Genomic DNA, 15,708 nt, shown 5'->3' on the forward strand with positions numbered 1-15,708 from the left:
GGGGCGGCAGCCCCCGTGACGCCCGCACCGACGCCGGGGGCCAAATAAACAGGCGCCCACCGTAAAGTGGCCCGCATGAACGATCGCATGGTGTGGATCGACTGCGAGATGACCGGCCTCTCGCTGTCCGACGACGCGCTCATCGAGGTTGCCGCCCTCGTCACCGACTCCGAGCTGAACATTCTCGGCGAGGGCGTCGACATCGTCATCCGCCCGCCGGACCGGGCCCTGGAGACGATGCCGGAGGTGGTGCGCGAGATGCACACCGCGTCGGGCCTGCTCGCGGAGCTGGACGGCGGCACGACCCTGGCGGACGCCGAGGCCCAGGTCCTGGCCTATGTGCGGGAGCACGTGAAGGAGCCCGGCAAGGCCCCGCTGTGCGGCAACTCCGTCGGCACCGACCGCGGCTTCCTGCTGCGGGACATGGCGACGCTGGAGGGCTACCTCCACTACCGGATCGTCGACGTCTCCTCGATCAAGGAGCTGGCCCGCCGCTGGTACCCGCGGGCGTACTTCAACAGCCCGGAGAAGAACGGCAACCACCGGGCGCTCGCCGACATCCGCGAGTCCATCGCCGAACTGCGCTACTACCGGGAGGCGGTCTTCGTCCCGCAGCCCGGCCCCGACTCCGACACGGCCCGGGCGATCGCCGCGAAGCACGTCGTGTCCGCCGGTTAGGGGCGCGGGCCCGTCGGGCGGCGGCGTCCGGAAAGCCGGGCGCGAGCACCCCTTCGGACCCTGTACACTTTTTCTCAGCCGGTCGGGAAACCCCGCCACGCGGGATTCGAGCACCGGCCTTGGTGGGTGTAGCTCAGCTGGTAGAGCACCTGGTTGTGGTCCAGGATGCCGCGGGTTCAAGTCCCGTCACTCACCCTGAGTAATCAGCCGGTGGCTCTCGCGAGAGCCACCGGCTGATTGCGTGAGAGCACCCTCCACGCGTGCGCGGGGGAGCCCGACTGCACAGGGGAGCCCGACCGGGGCCGCGCACCCCCGGCGCGCGGCCCCGCGTACGGTCTCAGGACGACCGGCGCTCCACCAGCTCCGTCGCCAGAACCACCTGGTGCCGTTCCAGGCCCCGTGAGACGGCCGGGCGGCGGTCGGCGATCTCGGTCAGCAGGAGGTCGATCATCGCGCGGCCCATCTCCTCGATGGGCTGGCGCACGCTGGTGAGCGGCGGCTCCATGTGGCGGGCGATGGCCGAGTCGTCGTAGCCGACCAGCGCCACGTCGTCCGGGATGCGCCGGCCGGCCTCGCGCAGGACCTGGCCGGCGCCCGCCGCCGTGACGTCGGAGGCGGCGAAGACCGCGTCGATGCCGGGGTGGCGGCGCAGCAGTTCCGCCATCGCGCGGCGGCCGCCGTCCTCGGTGAAGTCGCCCGGCTCGATCAGGCCCTCGTCCACCTCGTGGCCCGCCTCCCGCAGGGCGTCGCGGTAGCCGTCGACGCGTCGCTGGGCGCCGTAGACGGCGAGGTGACCGGTGATGTGGGCGATGCGGCGGCGGCCCCGGGCCAGCAGGTGCTCGACGGCCGACCGGGCGCCGCCGTAGTTGTCCGAGTCCACGGACGCCAGCGGTTCCGCGGCCGAGCGCGGGCCGCTGATCACCGCGGGGATCTCCAGCTGGGTCAGCAGGTCCGGCAGCGGGTCGTCGGCGTGCACCGAGACCAGCAGGACGCCGTCCACCCGGTGCGCCGCGAGGTACTGGGCGAGCCGCTCCCGCTCCCGGTCGCTGCCCGCGAATATCAGCAGGAGCTGCATCTCGGTGTCGGACAGCTCCGAGCCGACGCCCTTGAGCATGTCCGAGAAGTATGGCTCCGCGAAGAACCGGGTCTCCGGCTCCGGCACCACGAGGGCGATCGCGTCGGTGCGGTTGGCCGCCAGCGCGCGGGCCGCCGTGTTCGGGACGTAACCGAGTTCCGCGACCGCCGCCTCGACGGCCGCCCGGGTCGCGTCGCTGACCCGCGGGGAGCCGTTGATCACGCGGGAGACCGTGCCGCGGCCGACGCCCGCGCGGGCCGCCACCTCTTCGAGGGTGGGCCGGCCACCGCTCCGACCACGCACTCCGTGGCTTGCCATCGGCTCCGCCTCCCGTCGTCACCCCCGCACTCTGCGGCTGGCCTGGAATTTAACAGGCCGGTCGGGTGTAATGACCGACTCCGGCCCCTCCCTCGCGGTACGGGAGTGTCTCCGCGTCGCTCGCAACGTCCAGTTAACAGGCCGATAACTGAACGCAATTCGTCGCGTCCGTTCCCTTGACACCCCCGCCCGGACCGACGACTCTTCAACACATCACTTGTGGGAGCGCTCCCACACTACCTGGCACTTACACATCCCGCACGTTCCCCGCCCGAGCCGCAGCGACGAACGAAACACATGAAGCAGCGGGTCCAACCATGTAGTTGGCCGGGGGGTCGGCACGTCAGGGCAACAGGAGGACGCAATGCGAGCAGCACGCAGAGGATCGGCCCGCAAGGTGGTGGTCATGGCGGCCATCGCGTCGCTGGGCGCCGGGCTGCTGGCCGGCTGTGCCGACGACGGGAACGACGAGGACAGCTCGTCGTCGGGCGACAGCAGCGGCAAGACCACGATCACCCTCGGTCTGTTCGGGACGATGGGCTTCAAGGAAGCCGGTCTCTACGACGAGTACGAGAAGCTCAACCCGGACATCAACATTGAGGAGAACGTCACCGAGCGGAACGAGAACTACTACCCCGCTCTGGTCAACCACCTCACCACCAACAGCGGTCTCCAGGACGTGCAGGCGATCGAGGTCGGCAACATCGCCGAGGTCGTCGCCACCCAGGCGGACAAGTTCGAGGACATGTCCAAGGCCGAGGGCGTCAAGAAGGACAACTGGCTGGACTGGAAGTGGCAGCAGGCCACCACCAAGGACGGCGCCACGATAGGCCTCGGCACGGACATCGGCCCGATGGCCATCTGCTACCGCAAGGACCTGTTCGAGAAGGCCGGCCTGCCGACCGACCGCGAAGAGGTCTCCAAGCTGTGGGCCGGTGACTGGAACAAGTTCATCGAGACCGGCGAGAAGTACAAGAAGGGTGCCGGCAAGGACACCTACTTCATGGACTCCCCCGGCGGCCTGATCAACGCCATCCTCAGCAGTGAGGACGAGAAGTTCTACGACTCCTCCGGCAAGGTCATCTACAAGACCAACCCGGCCGTCAAGGACGCCTTCGACCTGACCGCCGAGGCGGCCGAGAAGGGGCTGGTCCAGTCGCAGACCCAGTTCCAGCCGGCCTGGGACCAGACCATTTCCAACAGCCTGTTCGCCACCGTCGCCTGCCCGCCGTGGATGCTCGGCACCATCAAGGCCAAGTCGCAGCCGGACTCCGCCGGCAAGTGGGACGTCGCCCAGGCCCCGAAGGCCGGCAACTGGGGCGGCACCTTCCTGGGCGTGCCCAAGGGCGGCAAGCACGTGAAGGAGGCGCAGAAGCTCGTGACCTGGCTGACCGCGCCCGAGCAGCAGGCCAAGCTCTTCTCCAAGATGGGCAGCTTCCCGAGCGCGCCCGCCGCGTACAAGCTCCCCCAGGTGACCGGCGGCAAGAACGACATGACCGGTGACGCGCCGATCGGCGAGCTGTTCGCCAAGGCCGCCGAGCAGATCCCGACCCAGGTGATCGGCCCGAAGGACCAGATCGTCCAGCAGGGCCTGACGGACAACGGCGTCATCCTCGTCACCCAGGGCAAGTCCGCCAAGGACGCCTGGGAGAACGCCGTGAAGACCATCGACAACAACCTGGAGAAGTGACCGGAATGACCACCCGGCACGACACCGCCGCGTCCCCCGTCAAGGGGGGCGCGGCCCCGGGCCGCCCGCCCGGCGACAGGGCGTCCGCCGAGGCGGACCGCAAGAGGCGGGCGAAACTCTCCCGCCGCTGGCAGCGGGACATGCGCTGGAGTCCGTACGCGTTCGTCTCGCCGTTCTTCCTGCTCTTCCTCGCCTTCGGCCTGTTCCCGCTGATCTACACCGGCTGGGCCTCGCTGCACACGGTGGAGCTGACCGCGCCCACCGACATGAAGTGGACGGGCCTGGACAACTACACCCGGATCTTCGACGACGAGTTCTTCTGGAACGCCGCGAAGAACACGCTGTGGATCGGCATCATCTCCACGGTGCCGCAGCTGCTGATGGCGATGGGCCTGGCGCACATCCTCAACTACAAGCTGCGTGCCTCGACCTTCTACCGGGTCGTGATGCTGGCCCCGTACGCGACGTCGATCGCCGCGGCCTCGCTGGTCTTCGTGCTGCTCTTCGGCCGTGACTACGGCATGATCAACTGGGTCCTCGACCTGGTGGGCCTGGACAAGATCGACTGGCAGAACGGCTCGTGGGCGTCCAAGTTCGCCGTGTCCACGATCGTCATCTGGCGCTGGACCGGCTACAACGCGCTGATCTACCTGGCCGCGATGCAGGCGATCCCGCAGGACCTGTACGAGTCGGCGGCACTGGACGGCGCCAGCCGCTGGCGGCAGTTCATCCACGTCACCCTGCCCTCGCTGCGCCCGACGATCCTGTTCACGGTCGTCGTGTCGACCATCGGCGCCTCGCAGGTCTTCGGCGAGCCGCTGCTCTTCGACGCCAACAAGGGCGCCTCGGGCGGCTCCCAGCACCAGTTCCAGACGCTCGGCCTGTACCTGTACGAGCAGGGCTGGGTCAACCAGCACCTGGGCCGCGCCTCCGCGATCGCCTGGGCGATGTTCCTGATCCTGATCGTCATCGGGATCCTCAACGCCGTCATCTCGCGCCGGCTGCGCGCCAGTAGTTAAGGAGAACCGGCCGTGACGACGACCATGACGAAACCCCCGGCCGACGCGGCACCCGAGCCGCCCCGGCGGGGCCGACGACGTTCCAAGGCGGCGCGGGCGGGCGGCACCCTGCACGCCGGGCCGATCGCTTACATCATCCTCGCCCTGTTCACCATCGGTTCGCTGTTCCCCCTGGTGTGGACGGCGATCGCCGCCTCGCGGGACAACCAGCGGCTCGCCCAGACGCCGCCGCCCTTCTGGTTCGGCGGCAACCTGTTCGACAAGCTGGAGATCGCCTGGAACGACGCCAACCTCGGCGAGGCGTTCCTCAACACCACCATCGTGGCGGGGATCTCGGCGTTCACCATCGTCTTCCTGTCGACGATCGCCGGGTTCGCCTTCGCCAAGCTGCGCTTCCGCGGCCGCAACGCGCTGATGCTGATCGTCATCGGCACGATGATGGTGCCGCCCCAGCTGAGCATCATCCCGCTGTACATGATGGTCGCGAAGCTGGACTGGTCCGACCAGCTCCAGGCGGTGATCCTGCCCTCCCTGGTGAACGCGTTCGGCGTGTTCTTCATGCGGCAGTACCTGCTCCAGGCGCTGCCCGACGAGATCATCGAGGCCGCGCGCGTGGACGGCGCCAGCAGCTGGCGCGTGGTCTGGCACGTGGTGTTCCCGGCGGCGCGGCCCGCGATGGCCGTGCTCGGCATGCTGATGTTCGTGCAGTCCTGGAACGACTTCCTGTGGCCGTTCCTGGTGCTCACGCAGAACGGCAGTCCGACCGTGCAGGTCGCCCTCGCCGGACTGGGCCGCGGCTACACCCCGGACCAGTCCCTGATCATGGCCGGCGCGCTGCTCGGCACGCTGCCGCTGCTGCTGGTGTTCGCGATCTTCGGCAAGCAGATCGTGGGCGGCATCATGCAGGGCGCCGTCAAGGGATGACGCCCGTCCCGGGGGCCGGGCCACCGCCGTCCCGGCCCCGCCTTCCCCCCTCGTACCTCCACGTGTCGGTCGGCCACGGCCCGACCCGCCATGACCCGCAATGGGAGCGCTTCCATGCCTGAGTCCGCAACGCCGGTGACCCCGGTGACCTTCCCCCCCGCCTTCCTCTGGGGCGCCGCCACCTCGGCGTACCAGATCGAGGGCGCGGTGCGGGAGGACGGCCGTACCCCCTCGATCTGGGACACCTTCAGCCACACCCCGGGGAAGACGGCCGGTGGCGACAACGGTGACATCGCTGTCGACCACTACCACCGCTACCGCGACGACGTGGCGCTGATGAAGGACCTGGGCCTCGGCGCCTACCGCTTCTCGGTCTCCTGGACCCGGGTGCAGCCGACCGGCCGCGGCCCCGCCGTCCAGCGCGGCCTGGACTTCTACCGCCGCCTGGTGGACGAGCTGCTGGCCGCCGGGATCAAGCCGGCCCTCACCCTCTACCACTGGGACCTGCCGCAGGAGCTGGAGGACGCGGGCGGCTGGCCCGAGCGGGACACGGCGCACCGTTTCGCCGAGTACGCGCAGATCGTCGGCGAGGCGCTCGGCGACCGGGTGGAGCAGTGGATCACGCTCAACGAGCCGTGGTGCGCCGCCTTCCTGGGCTACGCCTCCGGCGTGCACGCCCCCGGCCGCACCGACCCGGCGGCCGCGCTGCGCGCCGCTCACCATCTGAACCTGGCGCACGGCCTGGGCACGGCCGCGCTGCGTTCGGTGATGCCGGCCCGCAACTCGGTGGCGATCAGCCTCAACACGTCCGTCGTGCGCCCGCTGTCGCAGAACCCGGCGGACCTGGCGGCGGCGCAGAAGATCGACGACCTGTCCGGCGGGATCTTCCACGGCCCGATCCTGCACGGCGCCTACCCCCAGTCGCTGCTGGAGGCCACCGCTTCGGTGACGGACTGGTCGTACGTCCAGGACGGCGACCTGGGGCAGATCCGCCAGCCGATCGACGCGATCTGCCTCAACTACTACACGCCCACGGTGGTGTCGGCGGCCGACGCCGACTCGCGTGCGCCGCGCGCCGACGGCCACGGCGCCAGCGACCACTCGCCGTGGCCCGCCGCCGACGACGTGGCGTTCCACCAGCCGCCCGGCGAGCGCACGGAGATGGGCTGGAGCGTCGACCCGACCGGCCTGCACGAGCTGATCATGCGGTACAACCGCGAGGCCCCCGGCCTGCCGCTGTACATCAGCGAGAACGGCGCGGCCTACGACGACAAGCCCGGCGCGGACGGCTCGGTGCACGACCCCGACCGGGTCGCCTACCTCAACGGCCACCTCACCGCGGTCCGGCAGGCCATCGCCGACGGCGCCGACGTCCGCGGCTACTACCTGTGGTCCCTGCTGGACAACTTCGAGTGGGCGTACGGCTACGAGAAGCGCTTCGGCGCGGTGTACGTCGACTACGCCACCCAGCAGCGCACCCCGAAGTCGAGCGCCCTGTGGTACGGCCGGGCGGCCCGCACGGGGGCCCTGCCGCCGCTGGACGCGGTCGAGTAGCCGGTACGGGGGAGTCGCTACGGGGTGCCGGTAGGCACGGGGACCGAAGCGGGGCGCGGCATCCGACGGCGGGGGGATGCCGCGCCCCGCTCGTGGGGCCGGTGTGGGGCCCGCCCCCACGAGGCAGGAGCCCGGGCCTACTTGTAGGCGGCGAGCGCCTTGGCGAAGGCGTTCGGCTCCTGGTCCACGGAACTGCAGGTGGCGTCGGCCGAGGGCTTCGGGCCGCCGGGGCAGGCCTTGTCGCGGGTCGCGGACCACATGGACAGCCCGCCCAGGCCCTTGGACTTCGCGAAGTCGACGAGCTGGGCGGCGTCGTCGACCTTGAAGACCTCACTGGCGACGTCGTTGACGCCGATCATCGGGGTGACGGCGACGGTCTTCCAGGCCTCCGCGTCGGACCGGCCGAGGACGCCCTTGACCTGGGCCTGGGTGGCGGTGGCGGCCTGCTCGGCATAGGTGCCCATGTCGCCGCTGTACGCGGGGCCGTAGTCCATCGCCATGATGTTGACGGCGCCGATGTCCACGCCGTTCTGCTTCGCGTCGGCGAGCAGGTCGACGCCCGCCTGGGTGAGGCCCTCGGGCATCACCGGGAGGGTGAAGGAGACGTCCAGGCCGGGGTGCTCCTTCTGCAGCGCGGCGATCGCCTGGGCGCGGCGGGTGTTGGCTGCCGTGTCGGGCAGCGCGCCGCCCTCGACGTCGAAGTCGACCTTGGTGAGCCGGTAGGCGTCGACGACCTTGCCGTACGCCGCCGCCAGCGCGTCGGCCGATGTGCAGGTGGTGCCCAGTTCGGAGCCGGAGGCGCCGCCGAAGGAGACCCGGACGTCGCCGCCCTTGGCGCGCAGGTCGCCTATCTGGCCGGCGACCGCGTCGCTGCCGAGGTCGGTGACGCCGCCCCACTTCGGGGTGCAGCCGCCGCCGTCGGTGACGAAGGCGAGGTTGTACTCCTTCACGCCGGTCGCCGTGGAGTGGGCGAGCAGGTCGAAGGCCGGGTAGAGGGAGGTGTCGACGTACGGCGCGAAGCCGGCGCCCGCGGCGGTGCCGTTGCCGGGGGTCTCGGTGGGGGCCGGGGTGGTGGCGGTGCCGGTCGGGGTCGGCTCGGCGGTGCCGGTCGCCGTGGGGGTGGGGGCCGGTGTGACCGGGGGCTCGGTGGGGCGGCCGCTGGGCTCGGGGGTGGCGCCGTCGTCGGCCGAGCAGGCGGCGTCGTCGACGAGGCAGCCGGTCGGGTCGCCGGTGCCGTTGACGACGAAGCCGACCGTGACGGACTCGCCGGCCCTCAGCCCGTCCGTGTCCCACTTGGGCGGGGTCACGGTGACGTGCTGCCCGTCGGCCTTCGACTCGGCGTTCCACAGGGAGCCGAGTTTCGTGCCGGAGGGGAGGTCGAACTCCAGGGTCCAGTCCGCCTTCGCCTGCCCGCTGTTGTTGGTGACGACGTACTGGGCGGTGTAGCCCGTCGACCACTGGCTGGTCTTCGTGTACGCGGCGCCGACCGGGGCGGCCTGGGCGGTGCTGGTGAACAGCAGCGCCCCGCCACCGGCCACGGCCGCCGCGACGAGGGCGCCGATCGCCTTGTTCCTGCCACTGACCTTGCGTCGGTGCGTGCGCATCACGTGCCTGCCTTCGCTGTTCACGGTGCCCCCGCGAGGGAGTGCGGGGGCGGGGTGGGGGTGCGGCAGCACGCTAGCGACCAGGAAACGGGCAAAGAGCCTGATCCGGGCGGGGGTTGACGATCTTAGGGTGGGCTTAAGGAAGGGATCGGGAGCGATTAATGGTCGTGCCCGGTCAGTGCTCGTGACCGGTCAGTGCTCGTGACCGGCCCTGGCCGCCGGCGTCGGCGGAGCCGGCGTGGTCGTGGACACGGGAGCGCGGCTCTGCCGGCGCCGGCGCACCGCACCCCGGTGTCCGCGCCGCAGCGGTGCCGTGCGCCCGTCCAGCTGGATCCAGATCCGCACCTCGGTGCCGCCCAGCACCGAGGAGCCGATGCGTACGTCGCCGCCGGTCGACTCGGCCATCCGGCGCACGATGTCCAGGCCGAGCCCGGTCGACCCGTCGGTGCCCGACCCCCGGCCCCGGGCCATGGCCGCCTCGGGGTCGGATATCCCGCCGCCCGCGTCGGAGACCAGCACGATCACCGCGTCCTCGCCGTTGTGCAGGTCGACGGCGAAGGCGGTGCCCTCGGCGGTGTGCCGGAAGACATTGCCCAGCAGTGCGTCGAGGGAGGCGGCCAGGTCGGTGCGGGCCACCGGTATGCGCACCGGCCGGTCGGCGCCGGCCACCCGCCACTTGCGGCCCTCGTCCTCGGCGAGCGCCGACCAGAACGCCATCCGTTCCCGGACCACCTCGGCCGCGTCGCACCCGGCGCCGGGTCCGGCGGCGGCCGTCTGCGGCTTGGCGTCCCGTGCGGTGCGGATGATGGTGTCGACCTCGCGCTCCAACTGCTCGACGGCGGTCCTGGTCTGCTCGGCGGCCGGTCCGTCGCCGAGCGAGGCCGCGTTGAGACGCAGCACCGTCAGCGGAGTGCGCAGGCGGTGGGACAGGTCGGCGGCCAGCTCCCGTTCGTTGGCCAGGAGCTGGACGACCTGGTCGGCCATGGAGTTGAACGCGACCGCAGCGCGCCGCAGTTCGTCCGGGCCCTCCACGGGCACCCGCGCGCCCAGCTTGCCCTCCCCCAGCTCGTGCGCGCCCTCGACCAGGCGCCGGGCGGGCTGCACCATCCGTACGCCCAGCCGGTCGGCGACCGCGACCGAGCCGACGATCAGGGCGGCGCCGACCGCGGCCAGCACCGCCCAGGCCGTGCCCACGCCGTTGGTCACCTCGGACTCGGGGACGTACACCTCGACGACGGCGATCTGGCCCGAGCTGAGCGCGACCGGCTGGAGCAGGGTGGAACCGCCGCCCACCTCGGTGGTGGAGGCCCGCCCCATCTCCCGTACGGCGGCGATGTCCTCGTCGGTGGCGCGCTGCCGCCCGATGTCGGTGGCGCCCCCGCCCCCGCCCCCGGGAGCCGGTATGTGCACGGCCATCCCGGCGTCCGAGGCGGCGGAGGCGACGACGCGTTCCAGCTGCTCGCGGTCGGTGGTGATGGACAGGGCCGGGGCGACGGCGGCGGCCTCCCGTTCGGCGTTGGAGAAGGCGCGGTCGCGGGCCATCTCCCGGACGACGAGTCCGAGGGGCACGGCGAAGGCGACCACGACCATCGCGGTGACCGCCAGCGAGACCTTGACCAGGGCCCATCTCATCGTGGCGGCTCCAGTCGTGGCGGCTCCAGCTTCACGCCGACGCCGCGCAGGGTGTGCAGATAGCGCGGCCGGGCCGCGGTCTCGCCCAGTTTCCGCCGCAGCCAGGACAGGTGGACGTCGATGGTCTGGTCGTCGCCGTAGGACTGCTGCCAGACCTCGGCGAGCAGTTCCCTGCGCGGGACGACGACCCCGGGGCGGCCGGCCAGGAAGGCGAGCAGGTCGAACTCGCGGCGGGTCAGGTCGAGGACCACGCCGTCCAGTTCGGCCTGGCGGCGCAGCGGGTCGACGGTGAGGCCGCCGACCCGCAGGACCGTGGGCGCCGGTGCCTCCGCGGCTCCGCCGCGGGCGCGGCGCAGGACGGCCGCCATCCGGGCCGACAGGTGCTCCACGGAGAAGGGTTTGGTGAGGTAGTCGTCCGCGCCCGCGTTCAACAGCCGTACGATCTCGGCCTCGTCGTCCCGGGCGGTGGCGACGATCACCGGTACGTCGGTGATGCCACGCAGCATCTTCAGCGCCTCGGAGCCGTCCAGGTCGGGCAGTCCGAGGTCCAGGATCACCACGTCGAACCGGAGATGGGCGACCTCGCGCAGCGCCTCCAGTGCCGTGCCCACGCTGCGCACGGTGTGCGAGGCGTCGGTCAGCTGCCGGATCAGCGCCGAGCGTACGAACTGGTCGTCCTCGACCACGAGCACACTTGCCATGGGCGGCACCGTACGCCATGCGGACCGGCCCGGTCCGGGCCTGTGGACAACTCCGCCCGGACCCGCGTCACACCGCTTTCGGGCGACACGGGTGGGGCGGGTGGGGCAGTATGGCCGCGATGCGCAGAGGACTCGTCCACGTGATCGCCTGGCTGCTCGCCACCGGCGCGGCGGTCACGCTGTCGTGGTGGGGCGTGCACACGGTGATGGCGGGCACGGCCTACGACGCCCCCCGGGCGCTGCCGATCACGGCGGCCGACGCGAGCGTGCGGGACGGGGAGAGCGACGACGGGGAGTCCCTGGCGTCGTCCACCAGCCGGCCGGCGCCCTCGCCTTCGCCGTCGGACAGCGCCTCGCCGACGCCGAGCCGCACCTCCCGCGAGCCCGGCCCCGCCCCGTCGCGCACCGAGCCGGCCGGCCCGCCGCCGGCCGACCCGGCGAGCCCGGCACCCGACACGTCCGGCCAGGTCAAGAGCTACGACACCGACGGGGGCCGCGCGGTCTTCGACCTCGGTACGGCGTCCGCGTCCCTGGTGTCGGCGACGCCGGGCGCGGGCTGGTCGATGCAGGTGTGGAAGACGGAGTCGTGGATCCGGGTGGAGTTCACCTCGGGCGCCGACCGGGTGTCGGTGTTCTGCACCTGGCACGACGGGCCGCCGCGGGTGGAGATCGGCAGCTACTGAACCAACGCGTCCGGTCGGCGGCCCCCTTGCCGTCGCGGGCTCACCGGAAGACGGACTCCGGCGGTGCGGGCGAGTCCACCGCAGCCGCGTCCGTCACGGGCGGGGCGCCGCCGGTGAAGTCGGTGAGCGCGCGGCCGTGTTCCACGCGCGCGGGGTGCGGGTCGGAGGCGGCCCGGCGGGTGAGTTCGGCGATCGGCAGCGGGTGGTCGGCGGCCACCAGGATCGCGTTGCCGAAGCGTTTGCCGCGCAGTACGGCCGGGTCGGCGACGAGGGCGAGTTCGGCGAACCGGGCGGCGGCGGTGGCGATCTGGCCGCGCAGGTGGGCGAGCGGCGGGCCGTCGGCGAGGTTGGCGGCGTAGACCCCGCCGGGCGCGAGCGCGCGCCGCACCTCGTCGAGGAACTCGGTGGAGGTCAGGTGGGCCGGGGTGCGGGCCCCGCCGAAGACGTCCGCGACGACGAGGTCCGCCCAGCCGTCGGGCACCTTGGCCAGACCGGCGCGGGCGTCGGTGGAGCGCACCCGGATCCGCGCGCCGGGGTCGAGGGGAAGCTCCCGGCGGACCAACTGGACGAGGGCGGCGTCCCGTTCGACGACCTGCTGGGTGGAGCGGGGGCGGGTGGCGGCGAGGTAGCGGGGAAGGGTGAGGGCGCCGCCGCCGAGGTGCACGGCCCGGACCGGTCTGCCGGGCGGGGCGGCCAGGTCGATGACGTGGCCGATGCGGCGCTGGTACTCGAAGGACAGGTACGCCGGGTCGTCGAGGTCGACGTGCGACTGCGGGGCGCCGTCGATCAGCAGCGTCCGGGCCCGCGGCCGGTCCCGGTCGGGCACCAGCTCGGCGCGTCCCCCGTCGACGTCCTCGACGACGGCCTCGGCGGCTGCGCGCCCGCGCCGGGCGTTCCTGGACTTTCCCATCGGTCCATTATCCGGGTCGGGCCGGACCGGGACCGGCGGTGCTCAGCGGCAGCTGTCCGCGGCCCTGATCAGCCGGGCCGCCTCGCCCAGCGCGGCCCGCAGCACGGCGGGGTCGGTCGCCAGGTCCGCCTCGCCGGGCGGCAGCAGCCAGTCGGAGCCCTCCACGGGCGGCTGGGGCTCCGGGACGACGCGCAGTCCGCGGCCGTCCGTCTCCGTGCAGGTGCTGCCGGGCACGTCCCAGGCGGCGGCGGTGCCCGGCGGCACCAGGAAGCCCAGGGTGTCGCAGCCGTCGTCGTGGAGCACCGAGCCCACCCCCTCACCGGCTCCCCGCCTGAGGATGTCGACCGCCTCCAGACCCTGCCGGGTCGGCACGGTGACGACCTCGCAGGCTTCGCAGGGGGGAACGCTGACGCTGGTGTCCATCCCGGCCTCCACCACGGAACTCCTCCTCGGACGAGCGGCTCGGGAGTCGGGGGCCTCCCGGTCCACCCGGTTCAACGCGGCGGTCCGTCAACGGCTACGGCCGGGGCCCGCCGCAAAGGATGGCACTTCATGGCAGATCGTGGATGAGATATCCGGTTTGTAGCCAAACAGTGCGTGGCCGCTCCGTCACAGCCGGTACGTTCTTGCTCGCCGGAAACAGGGGCGCGAGTCCCACCCGCCCCTGTCCCGGCATGGTTCGACGGTTCGCACGAGAGGACCCGGCCATGGCGTCGTCAACGGTGACCTCCGCCCAGTCCGAACGGCCCCCGCGGCCGAACCTCGCCTTCAGGCGGTTGCGCGGCAAGCGCTCCCCGGCGGAGTTCGCGGCGGCGGTCCGCCGGGCCGCGCGCGAGATCGGCGAGCGGGTCAGCTGTGACGCGCGCTACGTCGGCCGGGTCGAGGCGGGCGAGATCCGCTGCCCCAACTACGCGTACGAGCGGGTGTTCCTGCACATGTTCCCCGGCCGCACGCTCACCGACCTGGGGTTCGCGCCCCGCTCGTCGGTGCGCGGGCGCCAGGCGCGCACCCCGGGTGAGTCGCGAGGGGCGGGTGAGCCGTATGAGACCTACGACACGCCAGACACGCACGACACGCACAACAGGCACGACAGGCACCACACGCACGACCGGCACCACCCGCAAGACCTGTACGAAACGCACGACAACACCGAGGAGAGCGACGTGCTGCGTCGCGCATTCATGACGAGCGGAGCCACCGTGGCCGCCGCCTCGCTGGGCCCCCTGGGCCTCGCCTTCGACGCCGCGGCGGCCGGGCGCCCGGTGCGCCGGGCCGGGACGGGCGAGGCCGGCGCCCTCGAGGAGGCCGTCCGCCGGATCCGGGTGCTCGACGACCGGCACGGCGCGGACGGCCTCTACCGGCGCGCGGCGGCCCCGCTGCGCACCGCCTACGCACTCCTGGACGCGGGCGCGTCCCGGCAGGCGACGGCGGACCGGCTCTACACCGGCGCCGGTGAGCTGGCGATCTCCGTGGGCTGGCTGGCGCACGACTCGGGGCGCTTCGACGACGCGCGCTCCCACTACGCCGAGGCCCTGGCCACCGCCCGGATGAGCGGCGACGCGGGCCTGGAGGCGCACGCCTTCTGCAACATGGCGTTCCTGGCCCGCGACGCCGGCCGCCCGCGCGAGGCGGTACGGGCGGCCCAGGCCGCGCAGCGCGCCGCCCGTCCGCTGGGCTCGGCCCGGCTGACGTCCCTGCTGGCGCTGCGCGAGGCGGGCGGCTGGGCGGGGCTCGCCGACCGCGTCGGCTGCGAGCAGGCGCTGGTGCGGGCGCAGACCCTCTTCGCACGGGGCCCCTCGGACACCGACCCCGAGTGGATGAGTTTCTACGGCGAGGCCGAGCTGGAGGGGCTGGAGGCGCAGTGCTGGTCCACCCTGGGCGACTGGCCCCGGGCCGCCCGGCACGCGCGGCGGGCGGCGGATCTCCAGGACCCGCACTTCACCCGGAACCTCGCGCTGTACTCGGCGGAACTGGCGGACGACCTGGCCCGCGGCGGCCGCCCCGACGAGGCGGCGGGGGCGGGCATGCGGTGCCTGGACCTGCTGGGCGAGGTCCAGTCCTCCCGCGTGCACACGATGCTGGCGGGCACGGCCCGGGTGCTCCTCCCCCACCGCCGCGCCTCGGGCGTCTCCGCCTTCCTGGACCGCCACGGGGCGCTGCCGCGCCCGGCGTGACATCGATCGCGGGGGTGCCCCCGGGCCGTTCAGGCGCCTTGGGAGGCACGACTGCCCGCAGCCGGTACCGGCCCGTCAGCCGACCAGGTGCCCCGAGTCGTTCCAGCTCTCCATCGCCGCCTCCCCGTACGCCCACCCCAGCACCGACAGCGATGTCGGGTTCAGCCGTATCCGCGCGCCGAAGGACAGCGGCAGACCCAGCCACCTCGCCCCGATGGCCCGCAGGATGTGCCCGTGGGCGAAGACGAGCACGTCCCGGTCCGCCTCCCGCGCCCACGCCACCACCTCGTCCGCGCGCGCGGTGACATCCGCCACACCCTCACCCTCCGGGACCCCGTCCCGCCAGATCAGCCAGCCGGGCCGCACGGCCTGGATCTGCTCCGGCGTCATGCCCTCGTAGGCCCCGTAGTCCCACTCCAGCAGCGCGTCCCACGCGCGCGTGCGCTCGCCGAACCCGGCCAGCTCGCAGGTCTCGCTCGCGCGCCGCAGCGGACTGGTCCGCACCTCCACGCCGGGCAGCCCGTCCAGCGGCGCCCGGTGCAGCCGCTCGCCGAGCAGCTTCGCGCCGCGCCGGCCCTCCTCCAGGAGCGGCACGTCGGTCCTGCCGGTGTGTCTGCCGGACAGCGACCACTCCGTCTGTCCGTGCCGGGCCAGCAGAATGCGCGGTGCCATGAAGGGGCCTTTCCGGGAGAAATGTCTGCGGGGACCCCTCCATCATCCCGTACTGTCCGTGCGGGCAACCCGAG

Annotated in this window: 14 protein-coding genes and 1 tRNA gene; 8 read left to right on the forward strand and 7 right to left on the reverse strand. The window is 72.6% G+C overall.

Going from position 1 to position 15,708, the window contains the following annotated elements; genetic code table 11:
• The first annotated feature begins 75 nt into the window (after window positions 1-75).
• Together orn and K7854_RS02445 are read left to right on the forward strand one after the other, a co-directional pair.
• Window positions 76-678 (forward strand): oligoribonuclease, encoded by a 603-nt coding sequence (gene orn / locus K7854_RS02440; RefSeq protein ID WP_059300531.1) that lies wholly within the window; start codon window positions 76-78, stop codon window positions 676-678.
• A 122-nt stretch (window positions 679-800) separates the two neighbouring features.
• Window positions 801-873, forward strand: a tRNA-His gene (locus K7854_RS02445).
• A 142-nt stretch (window positions 874-1,015) separates the two neighbouring features.
• Here K7854_RS02445 and K7854_RS02450 read toward each other — a convergent pair.
• The gene (locus K7854_RS02450) at window positions 1,016-2,071 is read right to left on the reverse strand and encodes a LacI family DNA-binding transcriptional regulator (RefSeq protein ID WP_226024671.1); all 1,056 of its coding nucleotides are present in this window, start codon (window positions 2,069-2,071) and stop codon (window positions 1,016-1,018) included.
• Between the two features lie 364 nt (window positions 2,072-2,435).
• Between K7854_RS02450 and K7854_RS02455 the strand changes: the two genes are divergently transcribed.
• From K7854_RS02455 to K7854_RS02470, 4 genes are all read left to right on the forward strand, one after another.
• On the forward strand, window positions 2,436-3,761 hold the full coding sequence (locus K7854_RS02455) for an ABC transporter substrate-binding protein (protein WP_226024672.1): 1,326 nt from the start codon (window positions 2,436-2,438) through the stop codon (window positions 3,759-3,761).
• A 5-nt stretch (window positions 3,762-3,766) separates the two neighbouring features.
• Entirely contained in the window at window positions 3,767-4,780 is a 1,014-nt protein-coding gene (locus K7854_RS02460; protein ID WP_226024861.1) for a carbohydrate ABC transporter permease, read from the forward strand.
• A 12-nt stretch (window positions 4,781-4,792) separates the two neighbouring features.
• Window positions 4,793-5,704, forward strand: a complete 912-nt coding sequence (locus K7854_RS02465) for a carbohydrate ABC transporter permease (protein ID WP_226024673.1) — start codon at window positions 4,793-4,795, stop codon at window positions 5,702-5,704.
• A 114-nt stretch (window positions 5,705-5,818) separates the two neighbouring features.
• Window positions 5,819-7,258, forward strand: coding sequence for a GH1 family beta-glucosidase (locus K7854_RS02470; protein ID WP_226024674.1), 1,440 nt, complete (start codon window positions 5,819-5,821; stop codon window positions 7,256-7,258).
• Window positions 7,259-7,395: 137 nt separating this feature from the next.
• Here K7854_RS02470 and K7854_RS02475 read toward each other — a convergent pair whose 3' ends face one another.
• The 3 genes from K7854_RS02475 to K7854_RS02485 form a co-directional block, all read right to left on the reverse strand.
• The gene (locus K7854_RS02475) at window positions 7,396-8,862 is read right to left on the reverse strand and encodes a glycoside hydrolase family 18 protein (protein WP_226024675.1); all 1,467 of its coding nucleotides are present in this window, start codon (window positions 8,860-8,862) and stop codon (window positions 7,396-7,398) included.
• Between the two features lie 192 nt (window positions 8,863-9,054).
• Complete coding sequence (locus K7854_RS02480) at window positions 9,055-10,494, reverse strand: sensor histidine kinase (protein WP_226024676.1); 1,440 nt, start codon at window positions 10,492-10,494, stop codon at window positions 9,055-9,057.
• Window positions 10,491-11,195 (reverse strand): response regulator transcription factor, encoded by a 705-nt coding sequence (locus K7854_RS02485; RefSeq protein WP_226024677.1) that lies wholly within the window; start codon window positions 11,193-11,195, stop codon window positions 10,491-10,493. The genes K7854_RS02480 and K7854_RS02485 overlap by 4 nt, the downstream gene beginning before the upstream one ends.
• Window positions 11,196-11,314: 119 nt before the next feature.
• On the opposite strand from K7854_RS02485, the gene K7854_RS02490 reads away from it, so the two are divergent.
• The gene (locus K7854_RS02490) at window positions 11,315-11,878 is read left to right on the forward strand and encodes a hypothetical protein (protein ID WP_226024678.1); all 564 of its coding nucleotides are present in this window, start codon (window positions 11,315-11,317) and stop codon (window positions 11,876-11,878) included.
• A gap of 40 nt (window positions 11,879-11,918) precedes the next feature.
• Here the strand turns inward: K7854_RS02490 and K7854_RS02495 are convergent, their stop codons facing one another.
• Together K7854_RS02495 and K7854_RS02500 are read right to left on the reverse strand one after the other, a co-directional pair.
• Window positions 11,919-12,788 (reverse strand): spermidine synthase, encoded by an 870-nt coding sequence (locus tag K7854_RS02495; RefSeq protein WP_226024679.1) that lies wholly within the window; start codon window positions 12,786-12,788, stop codon window positions 11,919-11,921.
• A gap of 42 nt (window positions 12,789-12,830) precedes the next feature.
• On the reverse strand, window positions 12,831-13,211 hold the full coding sequence (locus tag K7854_RS02500) for a hypothetical protein (RefSeq protein WP_226024680.1): 381 nt from the start codon (window positions 13,209-13,211) through the stop codon (window positions 12,831-12,833).
• 284 nt (window positions 13,212-13,495) lie between these two features.
• On the opposite strand from K7854_RS02500, the gene K7854_RS02505 reads away from it, so the two are divergent.
• Entirely contained in the window at window positions 13,496-14,962 is a 1,467-nt protein-coding gene (locus tag K7854_RS02505; protein ID WP_226024681.1) for an NsdA family TPR-like regulatory protein, read from the forward strand.
• A gap of 75 nt (window positions 14,963-15,037) precedes the next feature.
• Here K7854_RS02505 and K7854_RS02510 read toward each other — a convergent pair whose 3' ends face one another.
• Window positions 15,038-15,634: a histidine phosphatase family protein gene (locus K7854_RS02510; protein ID WP_226024682.1), complete on the reverse strand. Its 597-nt coding sequence runs from the start codon at window positions 15,632-15,634 to the stop codon at window positions 15,038-15,040.
• Between the last annotated feature and the right edge of the window lie 74 nt (window positions 15,635-15,708).

It is taken from the genome of Streptomyces hyderabadensis, from assembly GCF_020404845.1.
In the GTDB taxonomy this organism is placed as follows: domain Bacteria; phylum Actinomycetota; class Actinomycetes; order Streptomycetales; family Streptomycetaceae; genus Streptomyces; species Streptomyces hyderabadensis.

Bases quoted from the DNA above. Each gene is read 5' to 3' on its own strand.
- K7854_RS02470 (WP_226024674.1), top strand. From the start codon at position 5,819: ATGCCTGAGTCCGCAACGCCGGTGACCCCGGTGACCTTCCCCCCCGCC.
- K7854_RS02505 (WP_226024681.1), top strand. From the start codon at position 13,496: ATGGCGTCGTCAACGGTGACCTCCGCCCAGTCCGAACGGCCCCCGCGG.
- K7854_RS02510 (WP_226024682.1), bottom strand. From the start codon at position 15,634: ATGGCACCGCGCATTCTGCTGGCCCGGCACGGACAGACGGAGTGGTCG.
- orn (WP_059300531.1), top strand. From the start codon at position 76: ATGAACGATCGCATGGTGTGGATCGACTGCGAGATGACCGGCCTCTCG.
- K7854_RS02460 (WP_226024861.1), top strand. From the start codon at position 3,767: ATGACCACCCGGCACGACACCGCCGCGTCCCCCGTCAAGGGGGGCGCG.
- K7854_RS02455 (WP_226024672.1), top strand. From the start codon at position 2,436: ATGCGAGCAGCACGCAGAGGATCGGCCCGCAAGGTGGTGGTCATGGCG.
- K7854_RS02450 (WP_226024671.1), bottom strand. From the start codon at position 2,071: ATGGCAAGCCACGGAGTGCGTGGTCGGAGCGGTGGCCGGCCCACCCTC.
- K7854_RS02480 (WP_226024676.1), bottom strand. From the start codon at position 10,494: ATGAGATGGGCCCTGGTCAAGGTCTCGCTGGCGGTCACCGCGATGGTC.
- K7854_RS02490 (WP_226024678.1), top strand. From the start codon at position 11,315: ATGCGCAGAGGACTCGTCCACGTGATCGCCTGGCTGCTCGCCACCGGC.
- K7854_RS02475 (WP_226024675.1), bottom strand. From the start codon at position 8,862: ATGCGCACGCACCGACGCAAGGTCAGTGGCAGGAACAAGGCGATCGGC.
- K7854_RS02500 (WP_226024680.1), bottom strand. From the start codon at position 13,211: ATGGACACCAGCGTCAGCGTTCCCCCCTGCGAAGCCTGCGAGGTCGTC.
- K7854_RS02495 (WP_226024679.1), bottom strand. From the start codon at position 12,788: ATGGGAAAGTCCAGGAACGCCCGGCGCGGGCGCGCAGCCGCCGAGGCC.
- K7854_RS02485 (WP_226024677.1), bottom strand. From the start codon at position 11,195: ATGGCAAGTGTGCTCGTGGTCGAGGACGACCAGTTCGTACGCTCGGCG.